Here is an 18,915-nt window from a genome sequence, read left to right on the forward strand (position 1 = left end):
GGTTTACTCGCTCACCTTCTGGGGTGCCGCCTTCTTGCCCTTGAACATGCCGAGCATCCGGTCGGTCACGACGAAACCGCCGATGACGTTCAGGGTTCCGAAGACCACGGCGACGAACAGGATCACCTGCATCAGAATCGACGGGTCCTCGACCTTGCCGAGCACGACCAGGGCGCCGAGTACGACGATGCCGTGGATCGCGTTGGTGCCCGACATCAGCGGTGTATGCAGGGTGTTGGGCACCTTGGAAATGACCGCGAAGCCCACGAATCCGGACAGCACCAGAATCGCGATATTGGCGAGCAGTTCGGTGTACATCAGTTCTCCACCTCGGGGGTCTCGCGCGTGACACAGGAGTCCGCGAGCACCTGGTCGTCGAAGTCCGGGGCGAGCGTCCCGTCGACGAGCATCAGCTCCAGCAGCGCGGCGACATTCTTCGAGTACAGCTCGCTGGCGTGCTCGGGCATGCCGGCCGGCAGGTTCAGCGGCGAAGCGATGGTCACCTCGTGCTTGACCACGGTCTCGCCGGGTTCGGTCAGTTCACAGTTGCCACCGGTCTCACCGGCCAGGTCGACGATCACCGAGCCCGGCTTCATGCCCTCCACGGCCGCGGCGGTGACCAGCCGCGGCGCCGGGCGACCGGGCACCAGTGCGGTGGTGATCACCACGTCGAAGCCCTTGATGGCGTCTTCCAGGGCCTGCTGCTGCTGGGCCTTCTCGTCGTCGGTGAGTTCGCGGGCGTAGCCGCCCTCACCGGCGGCGTCGATGCCGAGATCGAGCCACTGGGCGCCGACCGAGCGCACCTGATCGGCGACTTCGGGGCGGACGTCGTAGCCGGTGGTCTTCCCGCCGAGCCGCTTGGCCGTGGCCAGGGCCTGCAGGCCGGCCACACCGACACCGAGCACCAGCACACTGGCCGGCTTCACGGTGCCGGCCGCGGTGGTGAGCATCGGGAAGAACCGGGTGGATTCCGAGGCGGCGAGCAGCACGGCCTTGTAACCGGCGACATTCGCCTGCGAGGACAGCGCGTCCATCACCTGGGCGCGCGAGATGCGCGGAATCGCCTCGACCGCGAACGCCTGGACCCCGGCGTCGCGTAGCGCGTCGATCTGGTTGTCGGCATTGCGCGGTGCGAGGAACCCGATCAGCGTCTGTCCCTTGGACAGCCTGGCCACCTCGGCATCGCTGGGCGGGGCCACCTTCACGACCACATCGGCGCCCCAGGGGTCGCCGATGGTCGCGCCGGCCTCGGTGTAGGCCGAATCGGGGATGAGCGCGCCGAAGCCGGCACCGGCTTCCACGACCACGTCCACGCCCAGTTTCCGGAGCGCCGGGACGATCTTGGGCACCAATGCGACCCGTCGCTCGCCCGCGTTGGATTCGCGAACGACTCCGACACGCGCTCCGCGCGGGGTCTCTTCCGCGTTTTGCGTTGTCTCCACTTGTCAGACTTCCTTCTCGTGCTGGCCATCGGCCACCGGCGGACAACCGGTCGTCTTACCGATCAGTAAGTTCGCCGGAAATGCTCGCAACTGTATCCGGCCCGCGGTGAGGGTACCTGAGATGCCGGTCACACGGGACGGCGGTATCCTGCGGCGATACCGGTTCCGTACCGGTCGGATGACCATAGCTGTACACCCCGCCGCAGGCTCTGCGGCACCCCACTGTGCGGGATCCGATAATCGTCGACGCAGGTCGTGCCGGGCAACAACGCACCGTCGGGTTCGTCACCCACCTCGGGGTCCGTCACCTGGTCAAGCGAACAGGACCATTGCCGACAGTGACCGGAGTCATGCCGATACGCCGCGACCGGGTGTTCCACGCCACTGATACACCGTAAAGTCTCGAGGGTGAACGACTGCGTGTTCTGCCGGATCGTGGCCGGTTCGGCACCGGCGACAAAAATCTACGAAGACGACTCGGTCTGCGCCTTCCTGGACATCCGGCCGATCACCCGCGGCCATACACTGGTCGTCCCCAAACGGCACGCCACCGAGCTCGAGGACCTCGACCCCGAACTCGGCACCCGGGTGTTCCGGACCGGCCACCTGCTGGCCCGGGCGCTCCGCCGCGGCGGGCTGGCCAGCGACGGCGCGAATCTGGCGCTGAACGACGGCACCGCCGCATTCCAGACCGTCGGCCACGTGCACCTGCACGTGGTGCCGCGCCGGCACGGCGACAGACTCGCCTTCGCCAAAGGTTTCCTGCTGCGCCGCCCCCACGAACCGGAAGCCACCGCAGCAGCCATCCGCGCCGGATTGGCGGCGCTGGACACCGAAGGAGCATCGGAATGACGGACGCCACGCTCGCGCCCACCGCCCTCACCGACCTGCTGTCCCGGCAGTGGCAGGCGATCGCGGAACTTGTCGGCGATCTCGACGAGACCGGCTGGCGGACCCCGTCACCACTGCCCGGCTGGACCGTCTTCGACGTGGTCGCCCACATCGTCGGCACCGAATCGATGCTGCTCGGTGAGAAGCCGCCGGCCCGCGATCCGGAACGCCCCGAGATCGACGTGCGCACCTTTCCGCATGTGCACAACGAGATCGGGATCTACAACGAGATCTGGCTGGAGCGCCTGCGGCCCCGGCCGGGTGCCCGGCTGGCGGAACTGTTCGCCGAGGTGACCGATCGCCGCCGCGCGGCGCTCGCGGCGCTGACCGACGAGCAGTGGGCGACCCCGGGCCCCTCCCCGGTCGGTGAGGTGAGCTACGCCCGATTCATGCGGGTGCGGCTGTTCGATTGCTGGATGCACGAACTGGATGTCGCCGACGGGCTCGGCCGGACGGTGGACGAGGGCGGCCCCCGAGCCGAGGCCGCGTTCACCGAACTGCTGTCGAGCCTGGGCAAAGCGGTGGTGAAAGGGGCGCAGGCACCGGACGGTTCCCGGGTCACCATTGCAGTGACCGGACCGGTCACCCGGAACCTGCACTTCGTCGTCGACGGCCGGGCCACGCTCGTCGACGAACTCGATGCGGAACCGACTGCGACGCTGCAGCTCGACTCCGGCCTGTTCGCCCGGCTGCGCGGGGGCCGGACGGTCCCCGAAGCGCATCCCGGGGCGTACCGGGTGACCGGGGACACCGAACTGGGTGAGCGACTGGCCCACCACCTCGCCTTCACCATCTGAGCCGATGCGACTGTTCCTGGCCTCCTACCGCTTCGGGGCGCATCGCGATCGGCTGCTCGAACTGGCCGGACCGCCCGGCCGGGTGGCAGTGGTCCCCAATGCCTGCGATGCCTGGCCCGCGGCGTGGTCCGGCGCAGTCACCAGCGATCTGCTGCCGTTGCAGGCGCTCGGTTACCGGCCCGAGGTGCTGGATCTGCGGGAGTTCACCGGACGGGCCGCCGCGCTGGAGCGGCGGCTGCGCGAGTTCCCGCTGGTGTGGGTGCGCGGTGGCAACACCTTCGTGCTGCGCGCCCAGTTCGCGCGCAGCGGAGCCGATTCCGTGTTGCCGACGCTGCTCGCCGAGGACACCCTGTGCTACGCCGGGTACAGCGCCGGGGCCTGTCTGCTCGCACCGGACCTGCACGGACTGGACACCGTGGACGATCCCGCCGAGGTGCTGCCCGCCACCGGCCGCGATCCGCAGTGGGACGGCCTCGGCCTGATCGACCGGCCGCTGGCGGTGCACCTGGATTCACCCACCGACCTGGACGGCACGGCGACGGCCCTGGCGGCCCGCTGGCGGGCCGAAGGTGTGCCGCACTGGGCCCTCACCGACGACGACGTGCTGATCGTCGACGGTGACCGCACCCACCTGTGCGGCGGCTGACCGGACCGGTCAGTTCCCCTCGTCCGGTGCGGCGATCCGGGCGATCGCATCCTTGACCCAGCCCCGCCGGTCGTCGGCGTCGCCGTCGGTGCCGAGCAGGAACCGCCGGATCTGTGGTACCGCGTCCGGATAGTTGATCACGCTGACGAGCAGCATCAACAGCACCCCGGGCGGCATATCGGCGCGGAGCAGCCCACGGTCCTGCGCCTCGGCGATGCGGTCCAGCTTGTCCCGGTACCGGGCGGTGCGGACCTCGCTGTCGAGCGCTTGTTCCGGCCCCAGTTCCAGCGCCTCCCACAGCACCAGGCGCAGGAATTCCGGGTGACCGCGGTGGTAGTCGACATGCTGATCCACCCAGGCGTCCAGATCGACGATATCGGTGGGAACGGCGGCGGCCAGTTCCACCATGGCTTTCTCCAGCACCTGCCGGAACAGCTGTTCCTTGTCGCCGAAGTAGGCATAGATCAGCTGCTTGTTGGCGCGGGCCGCGCGCGCGATGCGATCCACCCGGGCACCGGCGATCCCGTAGCGGGCGAACTCCTGGGTCGCCGCTTCGAAGATGCGCGCCTTCGTCGCCTCCGCATCCCTGACAACCATCTCCGGATGGTATCCAACCGCCCGGTTGCCACCACGGGCGGCAGCGCAGCCCGGTCGGCTACCTCAGCAGCCGGCCCAGCCACCGACCGGCGGGTCCGAAGACGACCCAGCGCATCGCGCTGTACATGTACACCGCCTCACCGGCCCCGGCGAGCAGCCGGGACAGCAGGTAGGGCACGCCCGCGGCGGTCAGCCCGGCACCGACCCCCAGGATGAACACCAGGTAGTTGATCAGCACCACACCCGCGTAGATCACTGCCTGGCCGCCGACCGGCGCATGCGACCGGAAGTTGAAGTACCGGTTGAGCGCGAAGGCCAGCCCGAATGCCGTTGCGTAACCGAGGGTCACCGCGAGCCACACCGGTGCCCCCAGCAGCCCGTGCAGTGCGGTGAGCAACAGCAGATCCACCCCGAAGGTGAACCCGTTGATCACCGCGAAGCCCAGGAACGTGGGTGGCACCACCCGGTCGAAACCGAGCGGTAGCCGGGCGGTCACGGCCGCGCACCACCGGCCGAACCGTTCCGGCAGGGTGTCGGTGGGCGTCCGGTCGAGCATCCGGCCAGCGTGCCAGCGGCAGATGACCGTCAGGTGAGCAGCAGGCGAACCGATTTCGATTCCGGACGCACCGGTCCGCATCGCCTGCTCCGGGTGCCGGTCGGCACCGGGCCGGTCAGCGCCGCAGCCCGCCGACCCGGCCGGCCGCACCGCGGTCCAGCGCCGCCCACCCGGCCAGCGCCCGGCGCCGGGTGATCTCGTCGGCGTCGATGAGCAGCGCGTCCCGCAGGATCCGGGGGTCGTCGCGCCAGCAGGCGCGGATCTCGGCGAGATCGCGGGCGCCGAAGACCCCGCTGCCCTCCAGCGCCGCCAGCCAGTCGGCGTGCTCGCCGGCATGGATCCGCCGCATATCCTCGGGTTCCAGTCGCGCATCGACGAACTCGGCCGACAACAGGGCGCCGACGAGCTCGCTACGCGACGGTGACGACTCGGTCATCCGGCCCTCCTCGGATCGCACCCGGCACGAACTCGAACCGCACCTTCGCGAGGACCACCGGCGGCCCGGATCCGGCCGCCGTCTCAGGTACGTCCTGACATTGTGTGCCGATCGGGCACGCGGCACCACTTCGACGCGCCAGATCACAATCCGATGAGGAACGCTGCTGGGCCGTCCCACATCACATTCCGGGCGTTACCGTGGCCGGGTGGACGAACCCCGGGCGCCGCTCGACGCGCTGACCGCGACCGTCTCCGATGGTGCCGTGCTGATCGACCCCGACATTCTGGCAGGCTACCGGCAGGACTGGGCCCGCGACCCCGGCGCCGGCACCCCGCTCGCCGTGGTGCGGGCGGGCAGCACCGCCGATATCTGCGCAACCCTGCGCTGGGCGAGCACCCATGGCATCCCGGTGGTACCGCGCGGCGCCGGGTCCGGCCTGTCCGGCGGGGCCACCGCGGTGGACGGCGGCATCGTGCTGAGTACCGAGCGGATGCGGTCGATCACCGTCGATCCGGTCACCCGGACCGCCGTGGCCCAGCCGGGTCTGCTCAATGCCGAGGTCAAGCGGGCGGCGGCTGAGCACGGCCTGTGGTATCCACCGGACCCGTCGTCGTTCGAGATGTGTTCCATCGGCGGCAATGCCGCGACCAACGCCGGCGGACTGTGCTGTGTGAAATACGGCGTGACCACCGACTACATCCTCGGTCTGGAGGTGGTCCTCGCCGACGGCACCCCGGTGCGCCTCGGCGGACCGCGGCTCAAGGATTCCGCCGGGCTCTCGCTGACCAAGCTGTTCGTCGGCAGCGAGGGCACCCTCGGCGTGATCAGCGAACTCACCCTGCGCCTGCTGCCGGCCCAGCCGGCCCAGTCGACCGTGGTGGCGAGCTTCGACTCGCTCACCTCGGCCACCGATGCGATCCTGGCAATCTCGGCGACCATGCGCCCGGCGATGCTGGAGTTCATGGACACCGTGGCGATCAATGCCGTGGAGGACGAGATGCGGATGGGCCTGGACCGGGCCGCCGCCGCCCTGCTCGTCGCCCGGTCCGACGCACCGGGCGGCCATGCCGGCCGGGAGGCCGAACTCATCGTCGCCGCATGCGAAAAGGCCGGCGCCACCGAGGTGTTCCACACCGCCGACGCCGAGGAGGGCGAGGCGTTCGCCGCGGCCCGGCGCTTCGCGATCCCGGCCGTCGAGCGGATCGGTCCGCTGCTGCTCGAGGACGTCGGAGTGCCGCTGCCTCGCCTCGGTGATCTGGTCACCGGGATCGCCGAGATCGCCGAACGCAACGATGTGATCGTCTCGGTGATCGCGCACGCGGGCGACGGCAATACCCACCCGCTGATCGTGCACGACCCCACCGACCCGGACAACACGGCGCGGGCGCATCTGGCCTTCGGGCAGATCATGGAGCTGGCGATCGCTCTCGGCGGCACCATCACCGGCGAGCACGGGGTGGGCCGATTGAAGAAGGCCTGGCTGCCCGGGCAGCTCGGCCCCGAGGTGATGGCCCTGACCGAACGGATCAAGACCGCCCTGGATCCGCAGGGAATCCTCAACCCAGGGGCGATCCTCTAGGGAACATCTGCCACCGGAACGGAGTTCCAAGCGATATGACCACCAGGCTCGAGCACAACACCGACGACACCCGGTTCGAGATCTACATCGACGACACCCTCGCCGGGTACGCCGACTACGACGAACGCGCGGACGGACGGATCCGCGATTTCCACCACACCATGACCTTCCCCGAATTCCGGGGACAGGGGGTGGCCGGGCAAGTGGTCGAGTATGCCCTTCATGAGTCCCGCGACGCGGGCTTTTCCGTAGTCCCGACCTGCTGGTACGTGGAGAAGTACATCGCCGAGCACCCGGAGTACGCCGCACTGGTCCCCTGACGCCACGCAGCATCAGGCCTGCGGACCGGCAGCGGCGACGGCCGGTGCCGCCGGCCGCTCGTGATAGGCCGGGAGATCCTCGTAGTTGTTCGTCGTCATCCGGCTGACCATCACCTCACGGACATGTGCGGGCAGGGTCGGGGCGAATTTCTTGATGTACGCCGAGATCCATTCGGCCCGCGCGGCGAGAAACGGGAAGTCGGTGGCCATCATGCTCCGCACCACCAGCATCGGCAGCGGCGCGTCCAGCGGGCGGTAGTCCTTGTTCCACAGCCCCGGCTGGGCGCAGCCCGGATAGAACTGCCCCAGCATGGCGCCGCGGGCCACGAACCCGGACTTGAGTTCGGCGTGCAGCCGATCGATCAGGGAATAGTCGCGCAGATCCGGCAGCACCGTGATCAGGGTGCGCAGCACCGACGAGCCGCCGTCGGCGGGCGGCAGCGTGGGGTACAGCTGCAGGGCGTCGGCGAGCACCAGCCGGACGAAATCCGGCCACGGGTTGGCGCCCGGGATCCGGCCGACCCACATCAGGTCGCGTTTCATCGCCGAGGCGACATACGGGCATACCGGCCCGCTGCGGCCCAGCTCCGGATCGGGCCTGGTGAGGTGGTCGGCGGCCCAGTCCCGCAACTCGGCCAGCACGGCCTCGGTATGCGGGCACGAGGCGTCTTCGGTGGACAGTGGGATCCAGTGCAACCGCGATTGCGGCCCGACGATTGTCTCACTCATGACGTGCTCCCAACCTCTGCATACAGTGTCGCGCTACGCCCGTCCGAGCGCATCACCCTCTACCTGTGTTATTGCTGGTCAGGTCACGAAACATGGGCGGTACGGGTCACCGGTGGGCCGCCGATCCGCATCGTTTCGGTCACGCAGGCGGGCGGTGCCGAAAACGCCGGAGGCGGCGTGGAGATCGCTCTCCACGCCGCCTCCGGCTCCGGCGGATCCGCCCGGAAAATTCAGCCCTTGAGCAGCTGACGGGACATCACCAGCCGCTGGATCTGGTTGGTGCCTTCGTAGATCTGGGTGATCTTTGCATCGCGCATCATCCGCTCCACCGGGAAGTCGGTGGTGTAGCCGGCGCCGCCGAACAGCTGGACGGCGTTGGTGGTGACCTCCATGGCCACATCGGAGGCGAAGCACTTGGCGGCGGCGGAGATGAAGCCGAGGTTCTTCTCACCGCGCTCGGCGCGGGCGGCCGAGGTGTAGACCATCAGCCGGGCGGCCTCCACCTTCATCGCCATATCGGCGATCATGAACTGGGTGTTCTGGAAGTCGGCGATCGCCTTGCCGAACTGCTTGCGGTCCTTGGTGTAGGCGATCGCGGCGTCCAGCGCACCCTGGGCCAGGCCGACAGCCTGGGCGCCGATGGTGGGGCGGGTGTGGTCCAGGGTCTGCAGCGCGGTCTTGAAACCGGTGCCCGGCTCGCCGATGATCCGGTTACCCGGCACCCGGCAGTTCTCGAAGTACAGCTCGGCGGTGGGCGAACCCTTGATGCCCAGCTTGTGCTCCAGCGGGCCGACGACGAAGCCCTCGTCGTCGGTGTGCACCATGAACGCGGAGATGCCGTTGGCGCCCTTCTCCGGGTCGGTCACCGCCATCACGGTGTACCACTCGGACTTGCCACCGTTGGTGATCCAGCACTTGGAACCGTTGATGATCCAGTCGTCGCCGTCCTGCTTGGCGCGGGTGCGCATGCTCGCGGCGTCGGAGCCGGCCTCCCGCTCGGACAGGCAGTAGGAGGCCATCTTGCCGGCCACCAGGTCACCCAGCACCTGCTGCTTGAGCTCCTCGGAGCCGTTCAGGATCAGGCCCATGGTGCCGAGCTTGTTGACGGCGGGGATCAGCGAGGAGGAGCCACAGACCCGGGCGACCTCTTCGATCACAATGCAGGTGGCGACCGAATCGGCCCCCTGGCCGCCGTAGGCCTCGGGCACGTGCACGGCGTTGAACCCGGCTGCGTTCAGCGCGGTCAGTGCCTCCTCGGGGAACCGGGAGTTGCCGTCGACGTCCTTCGCGTACGGGGCGATCTCCTTCTCGGCCAGGCCGCGGATGGCCTGACGGAGCTCGTCATGGAAGTCCTCGAGCTGGAACAGAGCGAAATCGGGGTTTCCCGCCATCGGGCACACTCCTGGTCTGGTCGGTCGTGATCACTGCACGCTTGACGCGCACTACCTCGGCACTCAGTGCCAGGCGACCGCCAGTATAGACCGCCGCAACTCGTCGCTACGTGGGGATATACCCCTGGCACTCAGTGTCACTGTCTCGGCGGAGCGGGCCACCGATAGCTCACAGATTACTCAGCCGAGCCGGTGCGCAACTGCGCCGCGAGCCGGTCGGCGAGTTCCCGCGGCGCCAGATGCCGCGGGAACACCGCCACCACCACTTCATCCGGGCCGTCCGGTGCGCGCCGCCCCCGGGGAATGGCCGCGAGCTCGGCCGCCAGATCGGCGACCCCGGCATCGCTCTCCCCGCGCACCATGCGGCGCAACAGATAGTTGTGGGTGGCGGTCACCGCGGCGGTGAACTGCACTCGGGCCAGATCCGGCGCCTCGGGCAGGCGTTCCCGCAGGAAATCGGTGAACAATCGCTCGTACCGGAACACGGTGACGATTTCGCGCTCCCGCAATGCCGGCACCTGCCGCACCACCCGATAGCGGCGTTCGGCGATCTCACGCCACTGGGTGAAACGCTCGAACACCTCGACCACCGCCGCACAGACGGCATCCCAGGGGTCACCGGCCGACCGTTCCAGCGAGTCCTGGGCCCGGGCCAGCTGGTATTCGTGATCGGCGAAGATCACGTCCTCCTTGGAGCGGAACTGCCGGAAGAAGGTGCGCCGGGAGATCCCGGCCGCCTCGGCGACGGCGTCCACCGTGGTCGCCTCGTATCCCTGGGTGGCGAACAGCCGCAATGCCTCGTCCACCACCGCGAGCCGGAATCCGGCCGCGTCGTCGGCCGCCGTCAACTGCGCCTCAGCTGCCGTTCCTCCACCTCGATGAGGTCGGAGAGCTCCTCGGCGATCTCGTCCATCTCGTCCGGGAACACCCAGCGGCGCATGGCCCAGAACCGGAACGCCATCTGCAGCAGATTGCCGATGATGAAGGCGCTGACGAAGTCCGCGATGTTCTCCACCGCGAAACTGACGTTCGGCTGCCGCAGTTCGAAAACATACGACGAAATCCACAGCGGAATATTGCTGAGCACCACACCGACGCCGCTGACCCCGAAGAAGAGCAGCGCCTCGTGGTGCCGCTCCCGGCCGCCGCGGTTCTTGAACGACCATTCGCGGTTGAGAATGTAGGAGGCGATCACCGCGATCACCCCGGAGATGATCTTGGCCGTGACCGGCTTCTCGGTGAGGACCGTCCACTTCAGTGCGTAGAAGATGCCGCTGTCGATGACGAACGTCGTGGCGCCGACGATGGCGAACTTGATCAGCTCACGATGCCGATGGGCGACCGAACGCAGGTTCGAGGGCAGGACGCTGACCACGTCGTCGACGAATGACACAGCGTCCGAGTGTAGCGCCCGCCTTCATCCGTCCCGATGGCAGAGATTCGGAATCGGCATGACAAGATGGCACGACGTGAGTGCACGTTCGTTCGATCCGTCCGCGATGCCCACCGTCACCATGGTCGGTGGTGGCCAGCTCGCGCGCATGACCCACCAGGCCGCGATCGCGCTCGGCCAGCGGCTGCGCGTGCTCGCCGAACGCCCCGAGGATCCGGCCGCGCAGGTGACTCCGGATCTGGTCCTCGGCAGCCACAACGACCTGGCCGCGCTGCGTAAGGCCGCGATCGGGTCCCATGCGCTCACCTTCGACCACGAACACGTGCCGACCGAGCATCTGGCGACGCTGGTGGCCGAGGGCGTGCACGTGGCACCGCCGCCGGAGGCGCTGGTGTACGCGCAGGACAAGCTGAAGATGCGGCGCAAACTGGCCGAGCTGGGCCTGCCGGTCCCGGCGTTCACCGAGGTGACCGACCCCGCCGACGCGGTCCGCTTCGGCGCGGAGCACGGCCTGCCGTTCGTACTCAAGGCGATCCGCGGCGGCTACGACGGCCGCGGCGTGTGGATGCCCGCCGACGCCGCCGAGGCCGAGCAGATCGTCACCGAGCAGCTCGACCGGGGCGTGCAGTTGCTGGCCGAGGCCAAGGTGGATCTGGCGCGCGAGCTGTCCGCGATGGTGGCCCGTTCCCCGTTCGGGCAGGCCGCCACCTGGCCGGTCGTCGAGACGGTGCAGCGCAACGGTCAATGCGCCGTCGTCATCGCACCCGCACCGGACCTGCCGGAACGTCTGGCCGTCCGGGCCGAGCAGCTCGCCCTGGAGCTGGCCGCCGATCTGGGCGTGGTCGGCGCGATGGCGGTGGAACTGTTCCAGACCCACGATGGTGAGCTGCTGGTGAACGAGCTGGCCATGCGCCCGCACAACTCCGGCCACTGGGGCATGGACGGTGCCGTCACCGGGCAGTTCGAACAGCATCTGCGCGCCGTCCTGGACTACCCGCTCGGCGACACCTCCCCGTTGGCCCCGGTCACGGTGATGGCCAATATCCTGGGCGCGGCCCAGGCCCCGGAGATGTCGATGGACGAGCGGCTGCACCATCTCTTCGCCCGGATGCCGGAAGCGAAGGTGCATCTCTACGGCAAGGGCGAACGGCCCGATCGCAAGATCGGGCATATCAACGTGCTCGGCGCCGATGTCGCCGTGGTGCGGGAGAAGGCCGAGCGTGCGGCGCACTGGATGTCGCACGCCGTTTGGACCGACGGATGGGATCCGCATGAGTGACGACACGACCACCGCGGCCGGTGCCGGGCCGGCGGTCGGCCTGATCATGGGCAGCGACTCGGACTGGCCGACCATGGAGGCCGCGGCCGAGGCGCTCGCCGAGTTCGGGGTGCGGTTCGAGGTCGGCGTGGTCTCCGCGCACCGCACCCCGCAGCGCATGCTCGACTACGCGAAGTCCGCGGCCGGCCGGGGTGTGCAGGTGATCATCGCCGGTGCCGGTGGGGCCGCGCATCTCCCCGGTATGGTCGCCTCCGCCACCCCGCTGCCGGTGATCGGCGTCCCGGTCCCGCTGAAGTATCTGGACGGGATGGATTCGCTGCTGTCGATCGTGCAGATGCCGGCCGGCGTGCCGGTCGCGACGGTCTCCATCGGCGGCGCCCGCAATGCGGGCCTGCTGGCGGTTCGGATCCTCGCCGCCCACGACGCCGCCTTGCGCTCGCGAATGGAGCAGTTCCAGGCCGGGCTGGAACAGATGGTGCTCGACAAGGACGAAGCACTGCGCCGCAAGCTTCTCGGCTGAGCGAACGCTCCGGGCCTCGACACCTGCCGCGGGCCTGGGCAGCACCGCGGCATCAGCCCGCTCCACCAGCACCGCCGGGCAGTCGCCGGGCAGGCCTGCCGGGCTCTTGCGCGCCCGAACGGGGTCACCCGCCGCCGCTGTCGACGACTGCGCGGGCCGCTGCGGCATAGGCTTGCACCAGAGGCCGGCGGTCGTCACGCCGCCAGGCCAGGGCGAGTTCGCTCGGGGTGACTCCGCGGACCTCGCGGGCCACCAGGCCGTCGCGCACGACCAGTGCGGCGTTTCCGGCAGCCAGCAACACGACTCCGGCACCGGACAGCAGCGCCTCGGAGGTCTCCTCGGTGCTGGCGATCTCGCCACCGATCACCGGGTCACGTCCGCCCCGGGCATCCGACGCGAGCCAGTAGTCCCGCAGCGGCCCGGCCGACTCCGGCAGAGCCAGGAACGGTTCGTCGAGCAACTCCGCGAAATCCACCACCTCACGGGCGGCCAATCGATGCGATTCCGGGAGCGCAACCAGCCGGGGCTCGCGAGCGACCACGATCCAGTCGAAGCGTCGCGGGTCGGCCAACGGCAGCCATACGTACGCGACATCGCTGCTGCTGTCCGCCAGTCCGGCTGTCGGGTCCGACCAGACCACCTGACGCACTACCGGTACCGCCGATGGGACGGCAGCGAGGAATCGGGTTCGCACCGCCGGCAGCAGGCCCCGGCCGGGTCCGGTGTTCCAGCCGATGACCAGAGTCGCCTGCTGCCGGGCCTGTGCCGCCGCTACGACCGTGCCCGCCTCTTCCCACAGTTCGAGTGCCCGGCGCGCATACGGCAGCAGGGCCGCGCCGACCGATGTCAGCTGCACCGGCCCGCCGGCCCGCTCGAACAGGGCAGATCCGAGCTGCCGTTCCAGCATCCGGATCTGTTTGCTCAGCGCCGGCTGGGAGATGTACAGCGTTTCGGCCGCGCGGGTGAAGTTCAACTGTTCGGCCACCGCCACGAAGTACCGCAGATCGCGCCCGTGCACATCCATAACCATCGGTTCTCATAGTAGGTCTTGGACACCCAGTGGGCAGCACGGACAGGATCGAGCTGTATCCACCGTTCGGCTGAGGAGACCCCGATGAACAACCCGAAGATCTGGCTGATAACCGGCGCGAGCAGCGGTTTCGGCCGCGCCCTGACCGAGGCGGCGATCGCCGCGGGCGATACCGTCGTCGCGGTCGCGCGGCGCACCGCAACGCTGGACGAGCTGGTCGCCGCGAATCCGGACCGAATCGAGCCCATCGCCCTCGACATCACCCGGACCGATCGGATCGCCGGCTTGGTCGCCGATATCGTCGCCCGGCACGGCCGAATCGATGTACTGGTCAACAACGCCGGTCGAACCCAGGTCGGTGCGGTCGAGGAGACCACCGACCAGGAGCTGCGCGACCTGTTCGATCTGCATGTGTTCGGCCCTGCCGCCCTCACCCGGGCCGTGCTGCCGCATATGCGCGAGCGGCGCAGCGGCGCGATCGTCATGATGAGCAGTGTCGGCGGACGCGGGTCGTTCGCCGGGTTCTCCGCCTACAGTGCAACGAAATTCGCCCTGGAAGGACTGTCGGAGGCGCTGGCCGACGAGGTGCGCCCGTTCGGGATCCGGGTGCTCGTGGTCGAACCGGGCGCCTTCCGCACCGGCCTGTTCGGTCCCGGCGCAGCGTATTTCAGCGCCGAAACGGACGCGTATGCCGAAACCGCCGGTGCCACCCGCCGCATGGTCGAATCCAACGACGGCACCCAACCCGGCGATCCGGCCAAGGCCGCCACCGCCATCCGCACTGCGCTGGCGGCGGAACACACACCGCTGCGGTTGCCGCTGGGCGACGACTCGGTCGACACTGTTCTCGACCATCTCGACCGGGAACGCGCCGAACTCGTCGAATGGGAGAAGGTGGCTCGCAGCACCGCTTTCGACGCGCGGTGAACCCGGATCGGAACAGAGGACAGCCGATGACATTCCACCGATTCCGTCACCTGCCGGCCGCTGCCCTGATCGCCGTGGCGCTGCTCACCGCAGCCTGCAGCCCGAGCGCCGAGACCGCCACCCCGGCGCCGGCCACCAGCACGATCAGCACACCGTCCGCGCCCGGACACCAGGACCCCGGCCATGCCCGGCTCGACCGGCTCGTGGGCGAATGGGCTGCCGACAAATCCACCTTCGTCGCGGGTGGCACTCCGGAGGCGCCGCTGCGCGGGCGCGATCTGGTGTCCCGGTGGCGCTGGATCGCCGGCACCGGGAACAACTTCCTCCAGGAGGAGGTCACCGGAACATTGGGGGACGCCCCGTATTTCCGGCTCGGCCTGCTCGGCTACTCCCCACTGGACGACCGTTACGAGTGGACCACCGTGGACAGCATGACGCCGATGACGATGAGCTACCGCGGCGGCAGCGCCGACGACCCGAACATCTCGATGACCGGCGAATTCACCGATCCGGGGGTGCTCGGCCCGGAGAACGCCGGAAACAGCACGCCGATGCGTACCGAGATCGAGTTCGAATCGGACGATCGGGTGGTCATGGAGATCTTCTTCAGCCCGCCCGATGCCCCGGAGGTCCTCGCCGACCGGGTCGTCCTCACCCGCCGTTCGTGACCGGCTGACCGATCGGGGTACGTCAGCGCGGTTCCGGGAGCGTGGTGGCGGGCGTGCGGCTTCCCGATGTCAGCGCCCCGAGGAACACCGCGAAGATGGCGGGGCGGCGGCGCTGGAGTTCGAGGCGGCCGCCGTCGGCTTCGACGAGGGCCCGGGCCAGGGCCAGGCCGACACCGGTGGAACCGCCGGCGGAGAACCCGCGGTCGAAGATGTGCGGAGCGAGTTCGTCGCGGATCCCGTCGCCCTCGTCGGCGACCTCCACGCAGACCAGGGGTTCGCGGCCGATACCGGGACGGACGGTGCGGACCGAGACCACGCAGATCCCGGAGCCGTGCATCAGGGCGTTGTCGACCAGTACCGCGACCGCCTCGCGCAGCCGGGAACCGGTGATCGGGGCGCGTAACGACTCGTCGCCGGTGAGTTCCAGGACCCGCCCGGCCTCCCGGAACGGGCGGCGCCATTCGTCGACGACGCCGCGCAGCTCGTCCATCACCGGTACCGGATCCCGGTCGGTGGCGTCCTCGTCCCGCGACGCCCGCACCAGATCGTCGATGGCATCGGTGAGCCGGTCGACCTGTGCCATCGCCTCCTCCGCCTCGTGCACGACCTCGGGGTCGGAGTGGGTGGACAGCTCGTCCAGGCGCAACCGGACCGCGGTGAGACGACTCCGCAGCTGGTGCGAGACATCGGCGACCAGGGCGTGTTCGCGCTGCAGCCGCCCGGCGATCTCCACGGTCGCCGAATCCAGGACATCGGAGACCCGGTCCAGCTCGGGGATGCCGTGCCGGCGCGGGTCCGGCCGGAAATCGCCCATCGCCAGCCGCGCCGCCCGGGCGGCGACATCGCGCAGCGGATCGGCCACCCGCCGGGCACTGAGCACTGCGACGGTGAAGGCGGCGGCCAGCGAGGCCAGCACGGCCACCACCACGACGGCTACGGCCTGCCATTGCCTGGTGTGCATCGGCGCGGCCGGCACCTCCAGCCGCAGCGACCCCGAGGTGCCCATCGACAGCGATTCCACCAACGGCGCCTCGACCCGCGCGACCCCCACATCGGCGCGGGCGCCGTTGTCGTCCGGCGCCGGGTACACGATGGTCACCCGGCCGTTCTCCGGGACCAGGGCCTCGATGGCCCGCAGATCCAGGCCACCGCGCACCGTGCCGTCCGGCCCCTCCTGCGCGACCACCTGGGCCGCCATCCGGTCCAGCCGGTCCCGCAGGTCGTTGCGGGTGATGTCCTCCACCCACAGCCAGGCGGTGTAGCTCAGCGGGGCGCCCAGCAGCACCGTGGTGACGGTCAGCACGGTGAAGATCGAACGCAGGATGCGGCGGCGCACGTCAGTGGGTGTTCAGCCGGAATCCGACGCCGCGCACGGTGACGATCCGGCGTTCCGCCATCGGGCCCTCGTCGCCGATCTTGCGGCGCAGCCACGACATGTGCATGTCCAGGGTCTTGGAGCCACGCAGGTCGGCGTCTCCCCAGACTTCACGCAGGATCGTCTCCCGGGGCACCACCTGGCCGGCGCGGTCGATCAGAACCTTCAGCAGCTCGTATTCCTTGTTGGCCAGGCCCACTTCGCTGCCGTTGACCAGCACCCGGCGCGCCGCCGGCTCCAGCCGGATACCGCCGACCTCGACCGCATCGTCGCCGATCCCGCTGCGCCGCAGCAGCGCCCGGACGCGGGCCAGCAGTTCGGCGAGCCGGAACGGCTTGCCGACGTAGTCGTCGGCACCGGCATCGAGGCCGACCACGAAATCCACCTCGTCGGTGCGGGCGGTGAGCATCAGTACGGCCAGATCGGCGCCGCTGGCCCGCACCTGTCGGCAGACCTCCAGCCCGTCCATGCCGGGCAGGCCCAGATCGAGGATCAGCAGGTCGTGGCTGCCCTCGAGGGCCCGGCGCAGCACGGCCGGCCCGAAGCGTTCCACGGTGACCGTGTAACCCTCCCGGCCGAGGGCACGGGACAGCGGCGCGGCGATGGCCTCATCATCCTCGGCGAGCAGTACAGCGGTCATGGACAATGATTATTCATCAGGCGTATCCGCCGCCGTAGTGTCCCCACGACTGTTCCCCGTGTTGCCCCTGTGCCTCGAAGACCTGGTGGTACAGCAGCGAGTGGACCTGCTGGACCTGCGGGATGTCGTCGTATTCCAGTGGTTCCTCGGATGAGGAGCCGATGATCAGCGTGCCGGTGCCGAGCAGCCGATCGAAGATGCCGTGCCGGAACTGCACGCTGGAGATGCGGCTCATCGGGATATCGATGCCGGTATGGGTGATCACCCCTTCGCGGACCAGCACCCGGCGGTCGGTGACGATGAAATGTGTCGACTTCCAGCTGATCACGGGCGCGATACACCGCCAGCCGAGCACACCGAGCCAGGCGAGCCCGATCAGCGCCAACAGCACCGTCCCGGTGCCCCCTTCGGCATTGCGCCAGGCCAGGCCCCCGAGGAATCCGGCGACCGCAGTGGCCACGATCAACGTGACAACCGGCCAGAACAGCATCTTCCAGTGCGGATGGCGGTGCAGGATCAACTGTTCGTCCGGCGCCAGGACATCCTCCGGATAACCCATGCCCCGAACCCTACCGCGGCGAGTTGTCCGAATACCCGTGGCGCGAACGGCGCGCTACTGTGGCACTCAGGTTTGCACAGTCTTGGTGCAGGTCGCTCGAACGCTCTATCCGGTCCCGCCGAGGCGGGCCGGCGTTACCCGAACCGTGACACTGGAGGCGCGCGTGACCCACGATCTGACGCAGCTCGAAATATTGACGGCGCTCGAGCCGGTGGCCGAACAGAACCTGAACCGGCACCTCACCATGGCCAAGGAGTGGCATCCGCACGACTACGTCCCGTGGGACGAGGGTCGAAACTTCGCCGCGATGGGTGGAACCGATTGGGACCCGGAGCAATCCGGGCTCAGCGAGGTCGCCAAGGCGGCCATGATCACCAACCTGCTCACCGAGGACAACCTGCCCTCCTACCACCGCGAGATCGCCGAGAACTTCTCCCGAGACGGCGCCTGGGGCACCTGGGTCGGCCGGTGGACCGCCGAGGAGAACCGGCACGGCATCGTGATGCGCGACTACCTGGTCGTCACCCGCGGCGTCGACCCCGTCGCCCTGGAACAGGCCCGCATGGTGCATATGACCAACGGCGTGCACGCACCGGACAACTGGGGTGGATTTCTGGTGAATGTCGCATATGTGACGTTCCAGGAGCTGGCCACCCGGGTCAGCCACCGCAACACCGGCAAGGTCTGCGACGACCCGATCGCCGACCGGATGCTGCAGCGCGTCGCCGCCGACGAGAACCTGCACATGATCTTCTACCGCAATCTGTGCGGCGCGGCCCTGGATCTCGTTCCGGACCAGGCACTCCCGGCGATCACCAAGGTGCTCGCGCACTTCCAGATGCCGGGCGCGGGCATGCCCAACTTCCGCCGCAACGGCGTCCTGATGGCCAAGCACGGCATCTACGACCTGCGCCAGCACCTCGACGAGGTGGTGAACCCGGTGCTCAAGAAGTGGAAGATCTTCGAACGCAACGACTTCGGCCCGCGCGGCGAACAGGCCCGGGACGAACTGGCCGGCTACCTCGAGAAGCTGACCAAGGACGTGACCCGTTTCGAGGAACAGCGTGACCGGCTGTTGGCCCGGGAACGGGAGCGCGCCGAGCGCAACGAGCCCGCCCCCGTCGGCGCCCGGTAGCC

Annotated in this window: 23 protein-coding genes; 10 read left to right on the forward strand and 13 right to left on the reverse strand. The window is 69.1% G+C overall.

Translation table 11 applies throughout. The annotated features are described in order from the left end of the window. Positions 1-3 precede the first annotated feature (3 nt). Together AC1HFH_RS22175 and AC1HFH_RS22180 are read right to left on the reverse strand one after the other, a co-directional pair. On the reverse strand, positions 4-318 hold the full coding sequence (locus AC1HFH_RS22175) for an NAD(P) transhydrogenase subunit alpha part 2 (protein ID WP_480244707.1): 315 nt from the start codon (positions 316-318) through the stop codon (positions 4-6). Then, entirely contained in the window at positions 318-1,442 is a 1,125-nt protein-coding gene (locus AC1HFH_RS22180) for a Re/Si-specific NAD(P)(+) transhydrogenase subunit alpha (protein ID WP_480244708.1), read from the reverse strand. Before AC1HFH_RS22180 ends, AC1HFH_RS22175 begins: the two co-directional genes overlap by 1 nt. A gap of 408 nt (positions 1,443-1,850) precedes the next feature. Here AC1HFH_RS22180 and AC1HFH_RS22185 point away from each other — a divergent pair, with 408 nt between their 5' ends. Genes AC1HFH_RS22185 through AC1HFH_RS22195 form a run of 3 tightly spaced genes read left to right on the forward strand, consistent with a single transcriptional unit; the run spans position 1,851 to position 3,776 of the window. After that, positions 1,851-2,294, forward strand: coding sequence for an HIT family protein (locus AC1HFH_RS22185; protein ID WP_480244709.1), 444 nt, complete (start codon positions 1,851-1,853; stop codon positions 2,292-2,294). Beyond that, on the forward strand, positions 2,291-3,130 hold the full coding sequence (locus AC1HFH_RS22190; RefSeq protein ID WP_480244710.1) for a maleylpyruvate isomerase N-terminal domain-containing protein: 840 nt from the start codon (positions 2,291-2,293) through the stop codon (positions 3,128-3,130). Before AC1HFH_RS22185 ends, AC1HFH_RS22190 begins: the two co-directional genes overlap by 4 nt. A 4-nt stretch (positions 3,131-3,134) precedes the next feature. Beyond that, a complete protein-coding gene (locus tag AC1HFH_RS22195) occupies positions 3,135-3,776 on the forward strand; it encodes a Type 1 glutamine amidotransferase-like domain-containing protein (protein ID WP_480244711.1) in 642 nt (213 codons plus the stop codon). A 9-nt stretch (positions 3,777-3,785) separates the two neighbouring features. Here AC1HFH_RS22195 and AC1HFH_RS22200 read toward each other — a convergent pair whose 3' ends face one another. From AC1HFH_RS22200 to AC1HFH_RS22210, 3 genes are all read right to left on the reverse strand, one after another. Continuing rightward, the gene (locus tag AC1HFH_RS22200; RefSeq protein ID WP_480244712.1) at positions 3,786-4,373 is read right to left on the reverse strand and encodes a TetR/AcrR family transcriptional regulator; all 588 of its coding nucleotides are present in this window, start codon (positions 4,371-4,373) and stop codon (positions 3,786-3,788) included. Between the two features lie 58 nt (positions 4,374-4,431). Then, positions 4,432-4,929 (reverse strand): GtrA family protein, encoded by a 498-nt coding sequence (locus AC1HFH_RS22205; RefSeq protein WP_480244713.1) that lies wholly within the window; start codon positions 4,927-4,929, stop codon positions 4,432-4,434. A gap of 115 nt (positions 4,930-5,044) precedes the next feature. Beyond that, on the reverse strand, positions 5,045-5,365 hold the full coding sequence (locus AC1HFH_RS22210) for a hypothetical protein (protein WP_480244714.1): 321 nt from the start codon (positions 5,363-5,365) through the stop codon (positions 5,045-5,047). A gap of 208 nt (positions 5,366-5,573) precedes the next feature. On the opposite strand from AC1HFH_RS22210, the gene AC1HFH_RS22215 reads away from it, so the two are divergent. Beyond that, the gene (locus AC1HFH_RS22215; protein WP_480244715.1) at positions 5,574-6,947 is read left to right on the forward strand and encodes an FAD-binding oxidoreductase; all 1,374 of its coding nucleotides are present in this window, start codon (positions 5,574-5,576) and stop codon (positions 6,945-6,947) included. 35 nt (positions 6,948-6,982) lie between these two features. Further along, positions 6,983-7,267, forward strand: coding sequence for a GNAT family N-acetyltransferase (locus AC1HFH_RS22220; RefSeq protein WP_480244716.1), 285 nt, complete (start codon positions 6,983-6,985; stop codon positions 7,265-7,267). 12 nt (positions 7,268-7,279) lie between these two features. Here AC1HFH_RS22220 and AC1HFH_RS22225 read toward each other — a convergent pair whose 3' ends face one another. The 4 genes from AC1HFH_RS22225 to AC1HFH_RS22240 all read right to left on the reverse strand — a co-directional run bounded on the left by AC1HFH_RS22225 (position 7,280) and on the right by AC1HFH_RS22240 (position 10,780). After that, positions 7,280-7,996, reverse strand: coding sequence for a DUF6875 domain-containing protein (locus AC1HFH_RS22225; protein WP_480244717.1), 717 nt, complete (start codon positions 7,994-7,996; stop codon positions 7,280-7,282). 230 nt (positions 7,997-8,226) lie between these two features. Next, a complete protein-coding gene (locus tag AC1HFH_RS22230; protein ID WP_480244718.1) occupies positions 8,227-9,387 on the reverse strand; it encodes an acyl-CoA dehydrogenase in 1,161 nt (386 codons plus the stop codon). A 176-nt stretch (positions 9,388-9,563) separates the two neighbouring features. Then, positions 9,564-10,235 carry a TetR family transcriptional regulator gene (locus AC1HFH_RS22235; protein WP_480244719.1) on the reverse strand — a complete coding sequence of 224 codons (672 nt, stop codon included), beginning with the start codon at positions 10,233-10,235 and terminating at the stop codon, positions 9,564-9,566. Then, positions 10,232-10,780 (reverse strand): GtrA family protein, encoded by a 549-nt coding sequence (locus AC1HFH_RS22240; RefSeq protein WP_480244720.1) that lies wholly within the window; start codon positions 10,778-10,780, stop codon positions 10,232-10,234. The genes AC1HFH_RS22235 and AC1HFH_RS22240 overlap by 4 nt, the downstream gene beginning before the upstream one ends. 106 nt (positions 10,781-10,886) lie before the next feature. On the opposite strand from AC1HFH_RS22240, the gene AC1HFH_RS22245 reads away from it, so the two are divergent. Further along, on the forward strand, positions 10,887-12,059 hold the full coding sequence (locus tag AC1HFH_RS22245; protein ID WP_480247944.1) for a 5-(carboxyamino)imidazole ribonucleotide synthase: 1,173 nt from the start codon (positions 10,887-10,889) through the stop codon (positions 12,057-12,059). Next, on the forward strand, positions 12,052-12,579 hold the full coding sequence (purE, locus tag AC1HFH_RS22250; RefSeq protein ID WP_480244721.1) for a 5-(carboxyamino)imidazole ribonucleotide mutase: 528 nt from the start codon (positions 12,052-12,054) through the stop codon (positions 12,577-12,579). Before AC1HFH_RS22245 ends, purE begins: the two co-directional genes overlap by 8 nt. A 124-nt stretch (positions 12,580-12,703) precedes the next feature. On the opposite strand, the gene AC1HFH_RS22255 is transcribed toward purE, so the two are convergent. Next, complete coding sequence (locus AC1HFH_RS22255) at positions 12,704-13,609, reverse strand: LysR family transcriptional regulator (protein WP_480244722.1); 906 nt, start codon at positions 13,607-13,609, stop codon at positions 12,704-12,706. Positions 13,610-13,693: 84 nt separating this feature from the next. Between AC1HFH_RS22255 and AC1HFH_RS22260 the strand changes: the two genes are divergently transcribed. Together AC1HFH_RS22260 and AC1HFH_RS22265 are read left to right on the forward strand one after the other, a co-directional pair. Further along, positions 13,694-14,536 carry an oxidoreductase gene (locus AC1HFH_RS22260; protein WP_480244723.1) on the forward strand — a complete coding sequence of 281 codons (843 nt, stop codon included), beginning with the start codon at positions 13,694-13,696 and terminating at the stop codon, positions 14,534-14,536. 26 nt (positions 14,537-14,562) lie between these two features. Beyond that, positions 14,563-15,204: a DUF1579 family protein gene (locus AC1HFH_RS22265; RefSeq protein ID WP_480244724.1), complete on the forward strand. Its 642-nt coding sequence runs from the start codon at positions 14,563-14,565 to the stop codon at positions 15,202-15,204. Positions 15,205-15,226: 22 nt separating this feature from the next. On the opposite strand, the gene AC1HFH_RS22270 is transcribed toward AC1HFH_RS22265, so the two are convergent. From AC1HFH_RS22270 to AC1HFH_RS22280, 3 genes are read right to left on the reverse strand one after another with little or no spacing between them, the layout of a single operon-like run. After that, positions 15,227-16,540 carry a sensor histidine kinase gene (locus AC1HFH_RS22270; RefSeq protein WP_480244725.1) on the reverse strand — a complete coding sequence of 438 codons (1,314 nt, stop codon included), beginning with the start codon at positions 16,538-16,540 and terminating at the stop codon, positions 15,227-15,229. 1 nt (position 16,541) lies between these two features. Further along, positions 16,542-17,219, reverse strand: coding sequence for a response regulator transcription factor (locus AC1HFH_RS22275; protein WP_480244726.1), 678 nt, complete (start codon positions 17,217-17,219; stop codon positions 16,542-16,544). Positions 17,220-17,235: 16 nt separating this feature from the next. Continuing rightward, complete coding sequence (locus AC1HFH_RS22280) at positions 17,236-17,778, reverse strand: PH domain-containing protein (RefSeq protein ID WP_480244727.1); 543 nt, start codon at positions 17,776-17,778, stop codon at positions 17,236-17,238. A 163-nt stretch (positions 17,779-17,941) separates the two neighbouring features. Here AC1HFH_RS22280 and AC1HFH_RS22285 point away from each other — a divergent pair, with 163 nt between their 5' ends. Beyond that, positions 17,942-18,913: an acyl-ACP desaturase gene (locus AC1HFH_RS22285; protein ID WP_480244728.1), complete on the forward strand. Its 972-nt coding sequence runs from the start codon at positions 17,942-17,944 to the stop codon at positions 18,911-18,913. The last annotated feature ends 2 nt before the right edge of the window (positions 18,914-18,915 follow it).

It is taken from the genome of Nocardia sp. KT25-26, from assembly GCF_056627695.1.

What these genes read in the sequence shown, in the direction of transcription:
- AC1HFH_RS22190 (WP_480244710.1), top strand. Translation starts at nt 2,291, where the DNA reads ATGACGGACGCCACGCTCGCGCCCACCGCCCTCACCGACCTGCTGTCC.
- AC1HFH_RS22265 (WP_480244724.1), top strand. Translation starts at nt 14,563, where the DNA reads ATGACATTCCACCGATTCCGTCACCTGCCGGCCGCTGCCCTGATCGCC.
- AC1HFH_RS22225 (WP_480244717.1), bottom strand. Translation starts at nt 7,996, where the DNA reads ATGAGTGAGACAATCGTCGGGCCGCAATCGCGGTTGCACTGGATCCCA.
- AC1HFH_RS22275 (WP_480244726.1), bottom strand. Translation starts at nt 17,219, where the DNA reads ATGACCGCTGTACTGCTCGCCGAGGATGATGAGGCCATCGCCGCGCCG.
- AC1HFH_RS22260 (WP_480244723.1), top strand. Translation starts at nt 13,694, where the DNA reads ATGAACAACCCGAAGATCTGGCTGATAACCGGCGCGAGCAGCGGTTTC.
- AC1HFH_RS22220 (WP_480244716.1), top strand. Translation starts at nt 6,983, where the DNA reads ATGACCACCAGGCTCGAGCACAACACCGACGACACCCGGTTCGAGATC.
- AC1HFH_RS22195 (WP_480244711.1), top strand. Translation starts at nt 3,135, where the DNA reads ATGCGACTGTTCCTGGCCTCCTACCGCTTCGGGGCGCATCGCGATCGG.
- AC1HFH_RS22245 (WP_480247944.1), top strand. Translation starts at nt 10,887, where the DNA reads ATGCCCACCGTCACCATGGTCGGTGGTGGCCAGCTCGCGCGCATGACC.
- AC1HFH_RS22175 (WP_480244707.1), bottom strand. Translation starts at nt 318, where the DNA reads ATGTACACCGAACTGCTCGCCAATATCGCGATTCTGGTGCTGTCCGGA.
- AC1HFH_RS22200 (WP_480244712.1), bottom strand. Translation starts at nt 4,373, where the DNA reads ATGGTTGTCAGGGATGCGGAGGCGACGAAGGCGCGCATCTTCGAAGCG.
- AC1HFH_RS22205 (WP_480244713.1), bottom strand. Translation starts at nt 4,929, where the DNA reads ATGCTCGACCGGACGCCCACCGACACCCTGCCGGAACGGTTCGGCCGG.
- AC1HFH_RS22255 (WP_480244722.1), bottom strand. Translation starts at nt 13,609, where the DNA reads ATGGTTATGGATGTGCACGGGCGCGATCTGCGGTACTTCGTGGCGGTG.
- AC1HFH_RS22280 (WP_480244727.1), bottom strand. Translation starts at nt 17,778, where the DNA reads ATGGGTTATCCGGAGGATGTCCTGGCGCCGGACGAACAGTTGATCCTG.
- purE (WP_480244721.1), top strand. Translation starts at nt 12,052, where the DNA reads ATGAGTGACGACACGACCACCGCGGCCGGTGCCGGGCCGGCGGTCGGC.
- AC1HFH_RS22230 (WP_480244718.1), bottom strand. Translation starts at nt 9,387, where the DNA reads ATGGCGGGAAACCCCGATTTCGCTCTGTTCCAGCTCGAGGACTTCCAT.
- AC1HFH_RS22210 (WP_480244714.1), bottom strand. Translation starts at nt 5,365, where the DNA reads ATGACCGAGTCGTCACCGTCGCGTAGCGAGCTCGTCGGCGCCCTGTTG.